Source organism: Nostoc sp. C057 (assembly GCF_013393925.1).
Taxonomy (GTDB): domain Bacteria; phylum Cyanobacteriota; class Cyanobacteriia; order Cyanobacteriales; family Nostocaceae; genus Nostoc; species Nostoc muscorum_A.
Map to the genome: position 1 here is coordinate 4,582,639 of NZ_CP040281.1, position 17,870 is coordinate 4,600,508.

The window sequence follows — 17,870 nt, forward strand, 5'->3', positions numbered from 1 at the left end:
AGCGAGATATTTAAAAGATGTAACGCAATGTGCAACTTATTTTTAGAACCTCTCTCCCACAGGGCTACGGTGTACACACAAGTCTTTTAAAGTTGTCCCACAAGCTTTTGATCCCCCCAACCCCCCTTAAAAAGTCGGGCAAAAAGCTATCAAAGTCCCCCTTCTTAAGGGGGATTTAGGGGGATCTACGACGATTTTGGTTTTCTAGAAAGATGTGTGTACACCGTAGCCTTTTTAAGGGGGGCAAAAACCTCTCTCAAAGTCCTCCAATTTATCGGAGGATTCAGGGTTTTGACTATTGTTTGCGTAAGTCCTATAAAACTCCTAATTTATCACTTACCTTTATGCTTGATTTAACAAAACTGGCGCGACAAATGCAGGGCTTAAGTCAGCATCTTACCTTAGAAGCTGCTGCCAGTCGCCAGCGTTTAGAATTGGCACAACAACATCTAAAAAATGCTTATGAATCTCAACAAGATTTAATTGATCGCCAGGAAAAATGGCGCGATCGCATTCTATTTGCTAATGCTACCCCAATTGAGCCGCTAGAAACCTGCATCGATATCTCAGTTCCGCCAAAAATTCATACTGTAATTGCCACCGATGGTTCCCAAATTGCCCCCAACCATCACGAAATTGCTTACTGTTATCTACTCAATATTGGCAGAGTCGTTTTACACTACGGACAAAACCGCCATCCGCTACTCGATAGTTTGCCAGAAGTATTTTACCGCCCAGAAGATTTATATATGTCTCGGCAGTGGGGAATTAGAACCGAGGAATGGATGAGTTTCCGCCGCACTGCATCAGAAACAACGGTTTTAGCAGAACTTGCATGTGCGGCTAAAGGGGAAGCACCAGCATTAGCGATGGTAGATGGTTCGTTAATTTACTGGTTTTTAGAACAGTTACCGATGGATGCACGCGATCGCATTTTACCCCCCATCCTGGAAGCTTGGCAGCAAATGCGTGATGCTCAAATTCCCCTGATGGGTTATCTTAGCGCCTCTCGCAGCATCGAAACAATGAACTTTTTACGATTGTTGGCTTGTCCTCATCCAGTACCAGACTGTAAAAGTCATTGCCCAAATCAGTTAGAAAAAGTACCTTGTAAAATTTTTGAACAGTTGCGAGATACTTCTGTTTGGGCAACCAGACTCAAACCAGGACAACGCAGCACCCTTTGGCGGAGTAATTCTCCGATTCTCGAACTCTACGGCGATCAAACCATTTATTTTTGCTATGTCCACGTTGGCACCGAAATCGCCAGAATCGAAGTTCCGGCATGGGTAGCGGAGAATGCAACCATGTTAGATCAAGCATTGGGGCTAATGCTGGCACAAGTACAAAAAGGATATGGCTACCCAGTTGCGATCGCCGAAGCGCATAATCAAGCAGTGGTAAAAGGTGGCGATAGAGCGCGTTTCTTTGCCCTCCTAGAACAACAAATGATTAAAGCTGGTTTAAAAAATGTCGGAACTTCCTACAAAGAAGCCAGAAAGCGTGGGAGTATTGCTTAATAATTCATCCCGTAGAGTCTCGTCTTTGTGAGAGTAAGAAAAGAAAAGCTGTAACGATACCTCTGGAATTTTTGGTTAGGACTTACGCAAGAACTCTCTGAAACTCTTATTTCTCCGTGTCCTCTGCGCCCTCTGTGGTTCGTTTTTTCATGATTTTGCGTAAGTCCTGTTGGTTTAATACCATTTCTTTGTGAGGCTGCGCCAAACCTTTTTAAGTTCTTTCTTTGTGTCCTTCTCTAACGAGACGCTGCGCGTAGCTTGCTTTTCCGTAGGAGTATGCGTCCTTTGCGGTAGACTGCGGCAAGCCTCTGACGCTCCTTTGTCGCTACCGCTTCGCTAATGCGTCCACGTTTTTCTTTCTTTTAGTTATGGTTTAGCGCATCTTCATACAGAATTGGTATAAGGAGTAGGTAAGCAAATTATAGTTTTTTCTTACTGATTCAAATTCTAACAGGGCTGCTTGCTGCTGAGTAGTAACCTGGCTGTTACCCTTTCCGATTAGAATTTTCCGCAGATTTGGTCAATGTATGCCCCACGTCTTAGGTCTATCTTTGTAGTATGTAAAGAAGCACTTCAACCTAAGATTATGCCTTCATCTAAAAAATCTATCACCTACCCATCCAGTCAGAAAAGCAATCAAGTCGATAACTACCACGGTACTTTAGTCGCAGATTCTTATCGTTGGTTAGAAGATCCTGACTCTGAAGAAACAAGGGCTTGGATTGAGGCACAAAATCAAATTACCTTTGGCTATTTGAGTGAAATTCCTGCCAGGGAAAATATTAAACAGCGCCTCACTAAACTTTGGGATTATGAAAAATATGGTATCCCTTTTAAAGAAGGCGAATCTCTAGGAGACGGTTCCACCGATCGCTACTTTTATTTTAAAAATGATGGACTGCAAAACCAAAGTGTCCTCTACACTCTCAAAACCCTCGAAGATCAACCCAAAGTTTTACTCGATCCCAATCAACTCTCAGAAGATGGTACTGTTGCTCTTTCAGGATTTTCTATTAGCGAGAATGGTAAACTTTTAGCTTATGGTCTATCAACCTCTGGTTCTGATTGGCAAGAGTGGAAAGTACGCGATGTTGAAACTGGTGAAGACCTACAAGACCATCTGAAATGGATTAAATTTTCTGGTGCATCGTGGACACATAATAATCAAGGTTTCTTCTACAGTCGCTACGACGAGCCGAATGAAAAAACTCAATTAGAAGATGTTAACTATTATCAAAAGCTCTACTATCATCAACTAGGCAACCCTCAATCAGAAGATGTACTAATTTATCATCGTCCTGACCAAAAAGAATGGGGTTTTGGTGGTGGTGTTACTGAAGATGGACATTATCTAATAATTTCTATTTGGCTGGGTACTGACTCCAAAAATTTGGTTTTCTTCAAAGATTTAACTAACCCTAATGCTGAAGTCGTAGAATTAATTAACCAATTCGAGGCAGATTACAGCTTTATCGACAATGATGATCGCGTCTTTTATTTCCGCACAGATTTAAATGCACCACGGGGAAGAGTTATTGCAATTGACACTCAAAGCCCTGCGCCGGAAAACTGGCGCGAAATCATTCCTCAATCAGCAGAAACCTTAGAAAGTGTAGGCATACTCAATAACCAATTTGTTGCTGATTACCTCAAAGATGCTCATAGCCAAATTAAAATCTTTGACCTCAAAGGCGGGTTTATTCGTGAGGTAGAATTACCTGGGCTTGGTTCAGCCGGAGGTTTTGGAGGAAAACGTCATGATACCGAAACTTTTTATAGTTACACCAGTTTTACCACACCAGGAACCATCTATCGCTACGATATGATAACTGGTAAAAGCACTGTTTTTCGTCAGCCAGAGGTAGATTTTAATCCTAACGATTATGAGACAAAACAGGTTTTTTATCATAGTAAAGATGGTACTAGAGTACCCATGTTTATTACGCACAAAAAGGGTATTAAATTAGATGGAAATAACCCCACTTATCTCTATGCCTATGGTGGTTTTAATGCCTCAATGACACCTAGCTTTTCTGTGAGTCTGTTGGTGTGGATGGAGATGGGTGGTATCTATGCTATGCCCAATATACGCGGCGGTGGAGAATACGGTGAAGAATGGCATCAAGCAGGAATGAAGGATAAAAAGCAGAATGTCTTTGATGACTTTATTGGTGCAGCTGAGTGGTTGATTGCTAATAAATATACTAAGACACAGAAGCTAGCGATCGCAGGTGGTAGTAATGGTGGCTTATTGGTAGGTGCTTGCATGACACAGCGCCCCGGTTTGTTTGGTGCAGCAATACCCGCCGTCGGCGTGATGGATATGTTGCGGTTCCACAAATTTACCATCGGTTGGGCTTGGACTTCCGAATATGGTTCAGCAGATAATTCCGAAGAGTTTCCAGCGCTGTATGCTTATTCGCCACTCCACAACATCAAACCAGATACAGCTTACCCAGCAACCTTAATTACCACAGCCGATCATGACGATCGCGTTGTTCCTGCTCATAGTTTCAAATTTGCCGCCGCTTTGCAAGAAGCTCACGCAGGTGATGCGCCAGTCTTAATTAGAATTGAGACTAAGGCAGGACATGGTGCAGGTAAACCCACTGCTAAAATTATCGAGGAAGCCGCAGATAAATGGGCTTTTTTGGTGCGGACTTTGAATGTTGAAGTTTAAGGGTTAATTTATTTGTATAGTGCGTTACACTGCGTTGACGCACTACATTATTTCCATAAGCTCAATTATTTCAGTGCATCTAAATTCAGAGCAATTGAGGGAGCATATTCCCAAGGGTCTTGTGCAACCCAAACTATTAGGGATGGAAACGAGCAATACAGACAAATTAAATTGCAGCAGTATTATCGCAATAAAACAAAATCCCTATTAGGGAGCGAAGCTTTCTTCTAAGAAAAAGCTACAGCGTTCGCCTTAGTTCTATCTCACTTCTTTGCCTGTATAACTTGTAAACTACCACCTGCATATAAAATTGGCTTACTAACATCAAACCCAGTCTCAGTTAACAATCCAGCCAAATCAGTTTTTAACAATTGCCAAGCTGTTTCTGTCTCAAACAACAACAAAAACAGTGATATCCCAGGCCACAATATCGGATTTGTTGGAGCGTGAAAATCCACCAGCGTAAATACCCCTCCTGGCTTCAGCACCCGATAAACTTCATTAATAATTTTTCGTAATTGCTGAGGCTGCATTTCATGTAAGGCAACGCTGATATGCACCATATCAAACTGATTATCTGCAAATGGCATCTCCTCGGCAAAAGCTTCGACATAAGACGCTTCCGGGACATTTAGCCGCGCCCGTTGCAAAGACTTAGGTGAAGCATCTAATCCTGTTACATTTTGTGAAAGTTTTACTAAAAATTGTGTTGTTTGACCACTACCGCAACATAAATCTAAGACCTGAGTATCTGAGTGAATTGTTAAGGCTTGCAAAGCAAGTTGCCGAAAACGGGCTTCACCACCTACACTTAAGGCTGCTAAACGAGAGATACTATCATAAAGCCACTGATAGCGGTAACTCCAATCCCTTAAAATTGTTGCCATTGCATATTTCCTTGCTATTAAGCTTTATTATTTAATAAAGATATATTGTTAACATTAGTAAAAAATCTGAAAAGATTGGGGGAAAGTAACAGCTATGGGTCGTGTAGGCGTATTATTACTCAATCTCGGTGGCCCTGATAAGCTAGAAGATGTCGGGCCGTTTTTGTATAACCTATTTTCCGATCCAGAAATTATTCGCCTACCGTTTCGCTGGTTGCAAAAACCCCTAGCCTGGTTTATTGCCTCGCGGCGAACCAGAACATCTCAAGAAAATTATAAGCAAATCGGTGGTGGTTCACCATTGCGGCGGATCACAGAAGCGCAAGGGGAAGCTTTAAAAGAACAGTTGGGTTATTTAGGGCAAGAAGCCAATATCTACGTCGGAATGCGTTATTGGCATCCCTATACAGAAGAAGCGATCGCACAGATTACCCAAGACAATATAGAACACCTGGTGATATTACCACTATATCCCCAGTTTTCTATCAGTACTAGTGGTTCCAGCTTTCGACTTTTAGATAAACTTTGGCAAGAAGACCCAAAACTTCAGCCCATTGAATACACCGTTATTCCTTCTTGGTACAAACAACCAGGCTATCTCCAAGCAATGGCGGAACTGATAGCCCAAGAACTTGAGCAGTTTCCTAATCCAGACGAGGTTCATATATTCTTCAGCGCTCACGGCGTTCCGAAAAGCTACGTTGAAGAGGCTGGCGACCCTTACCAACAAGAAATTGAGGAATGTACTGCCCTGATTATGCAGACTCTCAATCGTCCCAATGCCCATACTTTAGCTTACCAAAGTCGTGTCGGCCCAGTAGAATGGCTCCAACCCTATACTGAAGATGCGCTCAAAGAACTAGGCGCACAAGGCGTAAAAGATTTGGTTGTCGTGCCTATCAGTTTTGTCTCAGAGCATATTGAGACACTGCAAGAAATTGATATTGAGTATCGGGAAGTCGCAGAAGAATCAGGAATTCACAACTTCCGCCGCGTTCCTGCTCCTAATACTCATCCAGTATTTATTAATGCACTTGCAGACTTAGTAATTGATGCGCTGAAAAACCCCAGTTTTAAGCTTTCGCAAGCTGCCCAAATGAAAAAAATGGTGAAAATGTACCCCCAAGAGCGTTGGGAATGGGGTCTAACAACTAGTGCTGAAGTCTGGAATGGTCGAATTGCCATGTTGGGCTTTATTGCCTTAATCATCGAGCTAATTACCGGTCACGGCTTCTTGCACATGATTGGGCTTTTGCAGTAAGGGGAATGGGGAATGGGGAATTGGGCATTGGGCATTGGGCATTGGGCATTGGGCAGAGGCGAAAAGCTTAGTGCAAATCTCCCCTTAGTTCTCCTACTTCCCATATTTCCTCATCTCAATTGTTAGCCATGCCCTATGCCCTATGCCCCATGCCCTCTTCTGCCCTTGTGATACCAGTCATACCACTGCTTGGCGCTACGAACTGCAAACCAGAGCAGTATTAAAGCAATTAATCCTCCTTGCCAAGGAGCATCAAAGGCAAAAAGTACTAGAGCAATGCACAAGGTATCTTGAAGAAAGACTACCCACAAGGGTAAGCCACGTAACCGATAGAACCAACCAACTTGAACTAGCTGGAGTACTAAAGCTAAGGAACCTCCAATACAGGCAATCAGCCAGTTTGGTGTTGCTGTGGCATTAGCGACTGCTAACCCCATAATTGCCCCTACGATAGGAGACATGAATAACTGAATTAGTTGTAGTAATCTTTGCCCCCATAGCTTTTTTGAGGCTAATAATTCAACTAAAGACCAAAAGGTGAGGCAGCCTAACAATAGTGGTGGGGAAATGTGAGATAAAATTGGAACTTGTGACCATAAGTTACTACCCTGCAATAGTCCAATAATTAGCAAAGGTATGCCTATTCTCATTCCTGCTGCGGCAGAGGCAGAAAGTGTGGCTAGGATTTCAATCATTAAGGCACTCGTAGGACTAACAAATACTTACTTATTTGTTATGTATACTACCCAGTTATAGGAATAATTCCAGCATCAAACATCCAGCCTTCAGCAATGCAAGACTAAATATTTTTGATATTTTTATATTCTTTTTTAACGTGGGTTCAATGGTTTATACAGCGTATTTCAGGTAAATTAAGACCTGAAAACGAGGGTTTCGGCTATTGTTTATTTTTTGAGTCTAAAAGTTTGTAGTAAGCGCTTAAGCGCTCACTACAAGTCAATTAATCCTAAATTCCCAGTCGTTGGTAAACTTCTTCTAAATGCTGGAGATGCTGTTGAGGATCGAAACAGACTTCTAGTTCTGCTGGGGACAACTTTTGAGTAACGCGAGGGTCTTTGCTAATTAAGTCCTGGAAATTGCCTCCTGGCTTGTTCCAAGCGACGTGAGCGCTTTCTTGAACGATCGCATAAGCTTCTTCACGGCTACTTCCCTTGTCTATCAAGGCAAGTAGCACTTTTTGGCTGAACACAACGCCGCCGTAGCAGTTGAGATTTCGTTCCATATTTTCAGGATAAACCAACAGGTTTTTCACCAAGTCGGTTATTTCTGACAGCATAAAATGTGTCAAAGTGCAAGCATCTGGCAAAATCACCCGTTCTACAGAACTGTGGGAAATATCCCTCTCATGCCAGAGAGCTATGTTTTCCAAGGCTGCACCAGCATGACTTCTCACCAGTCGGGCCATTCCCGTTAGCCGTTCCGAACGGATGGGATTACGTTTGTGTGGCATGGCTGAGGAGCCTTTTTGACCTTTGGCAAAGAATTCTTCAACTTCCAAAACGTCTGTTTTTTGCAGATTGCGAATTTCTACAGCAAAACGTTCGATGGATGCCGCTACCAAAGCTAACTGTTGCACGTAGTCGGCGTGGCGATCGCGGGAAATAACTTGTGTTGAGGCCGTATCGGGTTTGAGTCCGAGTTTCTGGCAAGCGATCGCTTCTACACGCGGTTCAACATTGGCATAAGTTCCCACTGCACCAGAAATCTTACCCACAGCAATGGTTTGGCGGAGAATTCTCAAGCGTTCTTGGTGTCGCAACACCTCTGCTAACCAGCCAGCTAGCTTGAAACCAAAAGTAATCGGTTCAGCGTGAATACCATGCGATCGGCCAGCCATCACTGTATGACGGTGTTCCCGTGCTTTTTCACGAATTACCTGAATCAAATCTTCCAAACGTTGCAATAATAGATCCAGGCTGGCAACCAATTGCAGTGCTAAAGCTGTATCCAAAACATCCGAACTGGTTAAACCCAGGTGAATGTAGCGTCCGGCTTCCCCAACATATTCATTGACATTTGTCAAAAAAGCGATGACATCGTGGCGGACTACAGCCTCAATTTCTAACACCCGCTTGGGGTCAAAATCTGCCTTGGCCTTAATTTCCTCAACCGCCTGAGATGGAATGTAACCTAGTTCAGCTTGAGCCTCACAAACAGCAATCTCGACTTGCAGCCAAGTTTTTAGTTTGTAGGTTTCACTCCACAGATTAGCCATTTCGGGCAAAGTATAACGCTCAATCACAGTTCGGCACAGAATACAACCGTCATATTTTACAGTCTAATTAATGTAGATCAATTTTTAATGGTGTTTTTGGCTCAGGGACGGAATTAGTTTTTGAGTCAAAGGTGATAATGCTAATCCTACCGTCAGCCTCCATATATGCAAACTTTACATCGGCTAAAAATTCCACACCTTGCTGACGTAACTTGCTCATCAACTCATCGTCTGTAATTAACTCTCGTTGCAAATGACGCTGAATCATCCGACCATTTTTTACCAGTAGTAGCGGTGGCTGATTCATAAAACGTTGGAACTGAGGTATTTTGTAGCCTAACCAGTTCAATAAATAACTCCAAAAAATCACAGTTCCTACCAGGATAGCGCCTTCAGTAATCGATGTATAATTACTTGCCATCGCATTTTGGGCAGCTTCAGCAAATAGTACAACTACAAGTAAATCAGTAATTCCTAGTGTTCCTAGCTGTCGGCTAGGAAGGAAACGTAATACCGTGAACAGTGCTAAGTAGACTAGTGAGCCACGGATAATCAACTCAACTACGCTGATGCTAGGAACAAAGATTGCTTGCCAATCGATAAAAAACCATTTTTCCATTAGCACTGATTTTCTTCCTTTTTCATATAGACTTCTGGAAAAAATCCAGTATTACTTTATTTATGTGGGATCTGATTTCATAAAACTGATTTTTATTAGAGGTTAAATTCTTCAATATTTATCAGAGTTACAAATATATAAGCCCTGCATAGTGGGGTTAAAATCGCGGATTTTTCCTCCTTTGTTTTAATCGTTTGGGCTTCTTAAAAGAATGGAATAAGCGATTAATCAAGTTAGAAGATGACTTTTTATTAGTGGACGATTGCCTCGTTTGAGCCTTGCCATTATATTCAGTGTTATCAGATAAAGGAATGGCATGTTTTGTTGGGGTTATGCCGCTTCCATACCTTCTAGCATAAACTTGGGTAAATTCAGCACCGAAGAAAAGAATCTGTGCGGCATAGTTAACCCAAGCTAAAATCACTACCAATGAACCAGCAGCACCATAAGCTGAACCAAAACTGCCATTACCTAAATACTGTCCTAATAAAAATCTCCCAATCGAGAACAAAAAGGAGGTGAGCATAGCTCCAATTAAAACATCACTCCAACCAATTTTGACATCTGGTAGGACTTTAAAAATGAGTCCAAACAGAAACGTAGTGATGGCAAAAGATAGAAGGAAATTGAGAATCTGCCAAAGGAAATCTACACCGGGTAGCAAGTTGCTAAAATATGTTACTAATGCTGCTAAAGCCGTACTAATTACCAGAGAAACTAACAGTAAAAAGCCAATACCTATGACCATTGCAAAGGACAAAAAGCGTAGGCGAATCATGTTATTTACACCGCGTCCAGGTTTCGGTTTGACTTCCCAAATAGTGTTGAGTGAATCTTGCAACTCAGTAAATAAACCAGTAGCACCCAATAGCAGAACTACAACACTAATAATCGAAGCGATCGCTCCTGTCTGTGGTTTGTTCGCATTCTGAATAGCTGTTTGGATAAATTCTGCCCCATCTGGGCCGACTAAACCTTGAATTTGTCCGACAATTTGACCTCTTGCTGCTTCTTCTCCAAATACTGCCCCTGCGATCGCAATTACAATAATTAATAACGGTGCAATAGAAAAAATCGTGTAATAAGCTAAAGCCGCCGCTAACCGTGAGGCTTTATCCTCACTCCATTCTTTGAATGTCTCTTGGAATAACTTCAAAATCGCCTGCAAATTCATCCAACCAGTCTCCTTCTAAGAGGATATCGCTTACTTCCTGATATATTTGATACTTATTCTCTGGGTAGTGACATCCTCCCAAGGGAGTTTGTAAAGCGTTCTTGAGGAGGAATTTAGTAGAGTCGATAATTTGCTGACGGCAATATCTATAATTTGCTTTATGGTAGGAAATAGGTACTGCGATCGCCTCAGCATATAAAATGCAGTAGCATAACAAAGCAACTGTTATCTAAAAGCAATGACACAGACGGCAGCAATTACAGAAGCGATTACCACTCTTCAGGATGCAGAAAATCGATTCGGTTTTGTCCGTGTTGAAGACGAGCAATTTTTCCCAGAGTGGTATGAGGGATTGTCTGAAATTACAGAAGCTGAAAAAGCCTCTGTGGATGTCGTGCGGCGTAGGTATCTTTATCACCGTACCGGAGGTGATTTACTAGAAGGGACAGTCATATTGTTATTGGTGTCACCAATACTTGCACTCTCTGGATTTTACGATCCTCCTTTCAGAATTAAGGCTGAATCATCTGTGGAATTAGTGCTGGATGATGGCGAGGAAATACTGCGCGGACGAATTGACGTTTTAGTGTTACAAGATCAGTTGTGGTTGATGGTGTTAGAGTCGAAAAAAACCACGCTGTCAGTTTGGGCGGCTGTACCGCAAGCCTTAGCTTATATGATGGCTAACCCCAACCCCAGTAAACCTGTATTTGGGATGGTGACGAATGGAGACGATATTTTATTTGTCAAAGTGACGCAAACAACTACACCACAGTACGATTTGTCAAGAGTCTTCGCTCCGTTTACATCCGCGAGAGAACTATACGCCGTTTTGCAAATTCTCAAGCGTATTGGTCAGTTAATTTCTCCTGCGTCTTAAGTGGCTGTTCTAGCTGCTGGTAGCACGAACTATCTGCGTTAACCTTTAACAGAGTTAAGCTATCATCACAAGATTTTACTGCATTCTGTCGATTGTGCGATATTGAATTGCTTCCGCCACATGATTAGTTTTTAGCTCATCGTCTCCTGCTAAATCTGCAATAGTTCGTGCTACTTTGAGAATGCGATCGCTAGCTCTTGCCGATAAACCTAATTTTCTAATGGCTACTTCTAATAAATTACGACTAGCATCATCTAGCTTGCACCATTTCTGGAGATGACGACTTTGCATCTGAGCATTGCAACGCAGATTTGCTTCTTCTTGGAAGCGGGTAATGGCGCGATAGCTTGCTTGTTGCACTCGTTGTAGCACTGATTTTGATGTTTCTCCCGTAGGTTGTTGGGTAATTTCTTCTGGTTTCAAGCGATTTACCGCAACTTGTAAATCAATCCGATCCATCAACGGGCCAGAAAGTTTTGCCCAATATTGCTCGCGTTGGCGGGGAGAACAAGTACATTGTTGGATGGTATCGCCATAGTAACCGCATGGACAGGGATTGGTACTCGCCACCAAAGTAAACTGTGCGGGAAACGTTACCGATAGTCTGGTACGAGAAATTGTAACGTAGCCATCTTCTAAAGGCTGACGGAGAAATTCCAGCACATCACGTTTAAACTCAGTTAATTCGTCTAGGAACAGGACACCCCTGTGAGATAATGAGATTTCGCCAGGACGAGGAAAACTACCGCCACCAACCAGAGAAGGCCCGGATGCTGAGTGGTGGGGACTGCGAAAAGGGCGATCGCGTACCAACGAACCGCGATTTTTCAATAAACCAGCCACCGAATGGATGCGAGTCACTTCTAAAGATTCGGCAAAACTCAGAGGCGGTAAAATTCCTGGTAAGCGCCTTGCCAACATGGTTTTCCCACTACCAGGCGGCCCGACAAAGATTAAATTATGCCCACCAGCAGCAGCAATTTCCAAAGCTCGACGCGCATGAGCTTGTCCTTTCACATCATGCAAATCTGCGCTAGGGTAAGATACTGTTGCTGTGTCTACTATACTATCCATCTGCACTGGTTTGTAACGCCCTGGATGATTTAAAAGATTCACCACATCAGACAGATGTTTGCAGCCGTAAACAGCCAAGCCTTGAACCACTGCGGCTTCTTGGGCATTATCAGCAGGGATAACTAAACCTGCAATTCCCATTTTTTGGGCTGCTGCTGCGATCGGTAAAACACCAGCCACCGGACGCAAGCTGCCATCTAGAGACACTTCACCTAAGAATAGATAATCCCCCAACAAATCAGCGCTAACTTGCTCAGAAGCCGCCAAAATTCCCACGCTAATAGGCAAATCGAAACAGGGGCCTTCTTTGCGTAAATCTGCCGGAGTTAAATTGATCACAATTTTCCGCATAGGAAAGGCGAAACCTGCATTTTTCAGCGTTGCTTTGACTCTTTCTCTCGATTCTTGAATCGCTGAATCTGGCAGTCCCAAGACAACAATTCCCGGTAATCCCCCTGAGACATCGACTTCTACGCCTACTTTGACGGCATCGATGCCCACAATTGATGCACTCCAGACTCTGGCAAGCATTTCTTATATAACAGTAAACCTTTCAAATCTCTAGCAGATGCGTGGGTCGATTGGCATTAGTGAAACTACATAGACTATTTTACCGTTCCAATATAGTTATACCATTTCTTTTTCGACTGCACTATTTTAGCTGTCCCACGCCACTACAGTAATTTTATTTTTACACTTTATAAATAACTTTTAACACCTTAGTTACTAAGTGTAAAAACCATAACTAGTTATCCTAAGTTGATATCATGAATTAATAATTATGAATTATATAGAAGCAATTGCTTTTTTATCCAGAGCGCTATGTATGTATAAATCATTGCTAGCAGAATTAAAACTGCAATTATAATCTCTTACTATTTGTATAAAAATATAATCAATTGATGTGATAAAAGCATATTCTCCATATTCTACCTTGTGTTTTTTTACCATACATTTTATTTTAAATTTTCCAATAAATCTGTTTTTCATATCTATTGACATGGGATACCTTAGTGATTACTATGTCAATCAATCCGGATTTCGTTAACTTCTTGAGAAAATCTCTGTAAATAAATCCAACACTATCCTTACAGCACTACATGAAACTACGCTGGTTATTACTCAGCCTTACAAGTATTTTTTTATTTTCGTCTCCAGTAAAAGCGAATCCTAACACCAATCAACTTGGCAACGTAAATGACTGGAGTGCAAATCAATCTGATTTACAATTACCAAAACTTAAATTTATTCCTCCGGTTCCTCTAGGCGATCCTGCCAACCCAATAAATAGTTCTAAATTTACTGGTGTAGTTCCTCTAGGACGCGAGATATCAGAACTAAAAACTCCTATTAAAGCATTAATGGCTCGCTATAGATTCCTCACTCCCGGAATCTTTTTTATGGACTTAAAAACAGGTGATTATTTTAGTTTTAATGGTGATAAAGCATTTTCTGCTGCTAGCACAATTAAGTATCCGATTTTGATTGCATTGTTTCAAGAAGTAGATGCAGGGAGAATCAAACTTGGTGAAACTTTGGTAATGCGACGCAAACATGTCACTGGCGGTTCTGGAGATTTGCAGTATCAACGAGTGGGAACTAAGCTGAGTCTCTTGCAAACTGCAACCAAGATGATGACTATTAGCGATAACACTGCTACAAATATGGTTATCGATCGTTTAGGTGGTGTATCTAAATTAAATCAAAAGTTTCGCCGTTGGGGATTGCAAAGCACTGTGATTCACAATATGTTAGGAGACTTTAAAGGAACAAATAAAACTAGTGCCAAAGACTTGGTAAGACTGTCAGCTTTGGTTACAAATAATCAGTTAATTTCTGATAGAAGTCAATCCCAAGTTTTAGGTATTATGATTCGTTGTCATAATAGAGCATTGCTTCCATCTGGCTTAGGTTCTGGTGCAAATATTGCTCATAAAACAGGTACTCTGCGATTTGTACTGGGTGATGCAGGTATTATTGAAACACCATCAGGTAAGCGTTATTTAGCAGGAATTTTTGTGCGTAGACCAAATAATGACATTAGAGCTAGAGATTTTATTCGTCAAGTTTCGCGGGTGATGTATGGCTACTTCGAGCAGCCAAAAGTTAGTAATCTACCTTAATTATTTATTCTGAATTCTAGATTTTTGCTTTAGTTTCGGACTTACGCAGAAGATATATCTCAACCCCCTTAAAAAAGGGGGTTTTTAGCTAAATTTTTTATTTAAATAAGGCTAGAGAGGACTGTGGGAAAAAGGTTTCAGGTTTTTAGTGCATAAATCCTATAGTTATTAAACTGTTTACACAAACATCAATTCTGAAAGCTGGCAATATTCAAAAATACGATAGCGAATAGCCCGTCTTAGACATCGCTTTTCTAACTGCCAAGGTATTATGTAGTCGGATACCGTGCAGCATAAAGCTTGAGGTTTTGCATGAAAGTAGCAGTCTTCAGTACAAAAGTCTACGATCGACAGTTTTTGTCAACTGTAAATTCTCCCACACAACACGAATTAGCGTTTTTTGAACCCCGTTTAAATCGGGATACTGCTATCCTCGCCGCCGGATTTCCGGCGGTTTGCGTATTTGTACACGATCAGGTTGATGCCCCAACTTTAAAACTTCTCGCCTCACGGGGTACTAAGCTGGTTGTCCTTCGGTGTGCTGGGTTTAACAATGTAGACTTACAAGCCGCAGCAGATTTAGGAATTACTGTTGTGCGTGTTCCCGCTTACTCACCTTATGGAGTAGCAGAACATGCCGTAGGATTGATTTTAAGCCTGAATCGCAAAATTCATCGGGCTTATAACCGTGTCCGAGAAAGCAATTTTTCCCTAGATGGACTGTTGGGATTTAACTTGCATAAGCGTACAGTGGGGATTGTCGGCACAGGTAAAATTGGTCTGATTTTAGGACAGATTATGAAGGGGTTTGGCTGTAACCTACTCGCCTATGACGTTTATCGCAATCCAGAATTGGAGGCGCTAGGTGGAAAGTATGTAGAACTACCTGAGCTATTTGCCAACTCTGATATTATTTCCTTACATTGCCCCCTGACTCCCGAAACGCATCACTTAATTAACGCTGAGGCTATAGAACAGATTAAGCCAGGCGTAATGCTAATTAATACTAGCCGGGGAGCGCTGATTGATACCCAAGCAGTGATTGAGGGATTGAAGTCTGGTAAGATTGGCTATCTCGGTGTGGATGTCTACGAACAAGAATCGGAATTGTTTTTTGAGGATTTATCTGGCGAAATTATTCAAGATGATATTTTCCAACGTCTGACAATGTTCCCCAATGTACTAATTACCGGACATCAAGCCTTTTTTACAGCAGAGGCTCTCCACAATATTGCAGAAACAACTTTTGCTAATATTGCTGATATTGAAAATGGTCGTCCTTGCGCCAATGAAATTCGCGCTCAACCGTCAGCTTAGGTAAGGATTGGCGATCGCTAATTTGTATATTCATTCTGAACGATAGGCAACGCGGAGACTTTGGACTAAAATCACCAGAGATGCGATCGCCATCAACCCGCCCCAAAACCAATAAGGTAAAAGCAAATATCGCTGCATTTGCGCCGTATCAGAGAGTCCAAGGGGGCCAGCAGAACTACTAAATAGATAATCAAGTTGATGGTACGTACTCACACAAGCTTGTACACCCAGAAATTGAATGGCAAACCCTTGCGCCCAACGAGGTGTTTTCAGGGCGATACCCAAAATTATTAAACCCAACAAGGGAATTGCCACTAATCCAAACCAGGAACGTATCCAAATTAATGTGGAAAATAGCAAAAAACTCCCTAATATTTTCAAACTTAGGGAAGCTGCTTTAAAACTGCGGGAAGCCAGAATCAAAGCTGCGCCCGCAAGAGGCGGCCCCATTGGTCCTGCGGCGGCGACCAGTGCCGGGCCAATTGGCCCCAATGACGACCGGATGCCATAAGTCGCAACACCGGAACCATTGCTAAAAATCTGTAATTTTTGAAACTGTCCCCCTAATAGGAGTGCCATTAAACCGTGACCCATTTCATGGAACCAGGTTGCCAGGATTGTAAATGGGTATAAAATATAATCACCTCCTGGTACTTGCCACAGTAAAGCAGTTGCGATCGCTGCTGCAATTAGCCAGGTTAGCCCCATACGCTCAACAACTGACGGGGCTTCTTGGGTGAGCAAGGGTTCAGAATTTTTACTTGGTTCCCTCATAGGTCACTCTATTTTGGATTTTAGATTTTCTGGAAAATTCAAAATTTTAAATTGGCAGTGTATTTTATCCATCCTAGTGTAATTATTGAGGTAGTGGAGTTGCTGGACAATGCAACAATTCGCACATCAAAGCGACGGCTATAAACTATGGCGCTATCAAAAACAACATAGTTATCCGTCGCTTGTCTGATGCGGTGCATTCGTTTCTCCTCCAAAAAGGATGCCGGAGGATGGGCAGAACATGCTTAGACTGATGTCACAATTGATGGAAAATCAGTTAAGCAAGTTGAAACAGGAATGTCATTAAGTCTCCTTTACCCAAACTGATGCGATCGCCTGGTCGCAATCGATGACGATTCCCTGGTAAAAGGGGCAAGTTATTAATGTAAGTGCCATTAGAACTTCCCACATCTTCTACATAGTGAGCGTCTCCCTCAACACGAATATCTGCATGAATCCGTGAGACAACTTCTGAATTGGGAAATCCTGAAACGTCTATATCTGGAGGAATCCGGTCATTAGGCTTGCCGATATGAATCACAGAGAGATTTTGCGGCAATTCAATTAGCCGATCGGTTTGAACGTGAATTAACCGCGCCATAACCTGCTGCAATTGCGTTCTGGCAACGGTTACAGTTGGTGCTGGTGCAGCTGGTGGAGGTAGTTCCGCTTCAGAGGGTGGCGCTGGTTCCAACGGTGGTGGAGTAGGAATACTTTGTCCAGAAACTACGGGTACTGCGACGCTTGGCTCTGCTTCTGGGGGGCTGTTTTCTATAACAGCTGCCTCTGGGGGAGCTACTGGGGGAGCTGCCACCTCTGTTGCTGGTAAAGATGAACTGGGTGGATGAGAGTTAGTAGAACCGCTCATTCCCAAAGCATCTGGTTGTAAAAGTTCTAACAGTGGATCGGGTGGAACTAACGGCGGTACTTCCACAGGAACATCGGGAGTAACTGTTGTAGCTACCGCACTATGAACATGTGGAACTCCTGCGGAGTGAAGGTTACAGCCACACTGGCCACAGAATGCAGCATCTGCTTGCACACTTGCCCCACAACTAGGACAGTTAGTAGTCGCAGGCAACGGTGTATAGCAAGCTTCACATTGGACAGCACCATCAGGGTTGGGATGATTGCAATTAGGGCAGACGATCATCGATATTTAGCCTTTGTTCAAGATCATCATAAATATAGGTAGGACTGGCAAGCAGAGGGCGGCCCTAGCTTTAGATTCTAGCAATTACTGCCGATTTGATACGGAAAAGGGAGCAGGGGGCAGGGGAGCAGGGGACAAGGGGATAAGGGGACAAAAAGTGAGAACTTGAAAC

Annotated in this window: 16 protein-coding genes; 6 read left to right on the top strand and 10 right to left on the bottom strand. The window is 42.5% G+C overall.

Annotated elements, in window-relative coordinates:
• Window positions 1-344 precede the first annotated feature (344 nt).
• The gene (locus FD724_RS19680) at window positions 345-1,520 is read left to right on the top strand and encodes a DNA double-strand break repair nuclease NurA (RefSeq protein ID WP_163932431.1); all 1,176 of its coding nucleotides are present in this window, start codon (window positions 345-347) and stop codon (window positions 1,518-1,520) included.
• Between the two features lie 586 nt (window positions 1,521-2,106).
• Entirely contained in the window at window positions 2,107-4,200 is a 2,094-nt protein-coding gene (locus tag FD724_RS19685) for a prolyl oligopeptidase family protein (protein WP_179073787.1), read from the top strand.
• A gap of 263 nt (window positions 4,201-4,463) precedes the next feature.
• On the opposite strand, the gene FD724_RS19690 is transcribed toward FD724_RS19685, so the two are convergent.
• Complete coding sequence (locus tag FD724_RS19690; protein ID WP_179073788.1) at window positions 4,464-5,087, bottom strand: class I SAM-dependent methyltransferase; 624 nt, start codon at window positions 5,085-5,087, stop codon at window positions 4,464-4,466.
• Between the two features lie 94 nt (window positions 5,088-5,181).
• On the opposite strand from FD724_RS19690, the gene hemH reads away from it, so the two are divergent.
• Complete coding sequence (hemH, locus tag FD724_RS19695) at window positions 5,182-6,348, top strand: ferrochelatase (RefSeq protein ID WP_114083034.1); 1,167 nt, start codon at window positions 5,182-5,184, stop codon at window positions 6,346-6,348.
• Window positions 6,349-6,488: 140 nt separating this feature from the next.
• Here the strand turns inward: hemH and FD724_RS19700 are convergent, their stop codons facing one another.
• From FD724_RS19700 to FD724_RS19720, 5 genes are all read right to left on the bottom strand, one after another.
• Window positions 6,489-7,043: a DUF4126 domain-containing protein gene (locus FD724_RS19700; protein WP_114083033.1), complete on the bottom strand. Its 555-nt coding sequence runs from the start codon at window positions 7,041-7,043 to the stop codon at window positions 6,489-6,491.
• A 272-nt stretch (window positions 7,044-7,315) separates the two neighbouring features.
• Window positions 7,316-8,611 carry an adenylosuccinate lyase gene (purB, locus tag FD724_RS19705; RefSeq protein WP_179073789.1) on the bottom strand — a complete coding sequence of 432 codons (1,296 nt, stop codon included), beginning with the start codon at window positions 8,609-8,611 and terminating at the stop codon, window positions 7,316-7,318.
• 40 nt (window positions 8,612-8,651) lie between these two features.
• The gene (locus FD724_RS19710) at window positions 8,652-9,203 is read right to left on the bottom strand and encodes a DUF421 domain-containing protein (protein ID WP_114083031.1); all 552 of its coding nucleotides are present in this window, start codon (window positions 9,201-9,203) and stop codon (window positions 8,652-8,654) included.
• Window positions 9,204-9,360: 157 nt separating this feature from the next.
• Window positions 9,361-10,377, bottom strand: a complete 1,017-nt coding sequence (locus FD724_RS19715; RefSeq protein ID WP_179073790.1) for a YihY/virulence factor BrkB family protein — start codon at window positions 10,375-10,377, stop codon at window positions 9,361-9,363.
• Window positions 10,322-10,594 (bottom strand): hypothetical protein, encoded by a 273-nt coding sequence (locus FD724_RS19720; protein ID WP_179073791.1) that lies wholly within the window; start codon window positions 10,592-10,594, stop codon window positions 10,322-10,324. Before FD724_RS19720 ends, FD724_RS19715 begins: the two co-directional genes overlap by 56 nt.
• A 21-nt stretch (window positions 10,595-10,615) precedes the next feature.
• Between FD724_RS19720 and FD724_RS19725 the strand changes: the two genes are divergently transcribed.
• Window positions 10,616-11,257, top strand: coding sequence for a type I restriction endonuclease (locus FD724_RS19725; RefSeq protein WP_179073792.1), 642 nt, complete (start codon window positions 10,616-10,618; stop codon window positions 11,255-11,257).
• Window positions 11,258-11,332: 75 nt separating this feature from the next.
• Here the strand turns inward: FD724_RS19725 and FD724_RS19730 are convergent, their stop codons facing one another.
• The gene (locus FD724_RS19730) at window positions 11,333-12,862 is read right to left on the bottom strand and encodes a YifB family Mg chelatase-like AAA ATPase (protein WP_179073793.1); all 1,530 of its coding nucleotides are present in this window, start codon (window positions 12,860-12,862) and stop codon (window positions 11,333-11,335) included.
• 569 nt (window positions 12,863-13,431) lie between these two features.
• Between FD724_RS19730 and FD724_RS19735 the strand changes: the two genes are divergently transcribed.
• Window positions 13,432-14,454: a serine hydrolase gene (locus FD724_RS19735; protein WP_179073794.1), complete on the top strand. Its 1,023-nt coding sequence runs from the start codon at window positions 13,432-13,434 to the stop codon at window positions 14,452-14,454.
• A 312-nt stretch (window positions 14,455-14,766) separates the two neighbouring features.
• Window positions 14,767-15,771 carry a 2-hydroxyacid dehydrogenase gene (locus FD724_RS19740; protein ID WP_179073795.1) on the top strand — a complete coding sequence of 335 codons (1,005 nt, stop codon included), beginning with the start codon at window positions 14,767-14,769 and terminating at the stop codon, window positions 15,769-15,771.
• Window positions 15,772-15,801: 30 nt separating this feature from the next.
• Here FD724_RS19740 and FD724_RS19745 read toward each other — a convergent pair whose 3' ends face one another.
• The 3 genes from FD724_RS19745 to FD724_RS19755 all read right to left on the bottom strand — a co-directional run bounded on the left by FD724_RS19745 (window position 15,802) and on the right by FD724_RS19755 (window position 17,698).
• Window positions 15,802-16,545 (bottom strand): M50 family metallopeptidase, encoded by a 744-nt coding sequence (locus FD724_RS19745; RefSeq protein ID WP_179073796.1) that lies wholly within the window; start codon window positions 16,543-16,545, stop codon window positions 15,802-15,804.
• Window positions 16,546-16,583: 38 nt separating this feature from the next.
• On the bottom strand, window positions 16,584-16,745 hold the full coding sequence (locus FD724_RS19750; protein WP_159402523.1) for a hypothetical protein: 162 nt from the start codon (window positions 16,743-16,745) through the stop codon (window positions 16,584-16,586).
• Between the two features lie 77 nt (window positions 16,746-16,822).
• A complete protein-coding gene (locus FD724_RS19755) occupies window positions 16,823-17,698 on the bottom strand; it encodes an FHA domain-containing protein (RefSeq protein ID WP_114083023.1) in 876 nt (291 codons plus the stop codon).
• Window positions 17,699-17,870 lie beyond the last annotated feature (172 nt).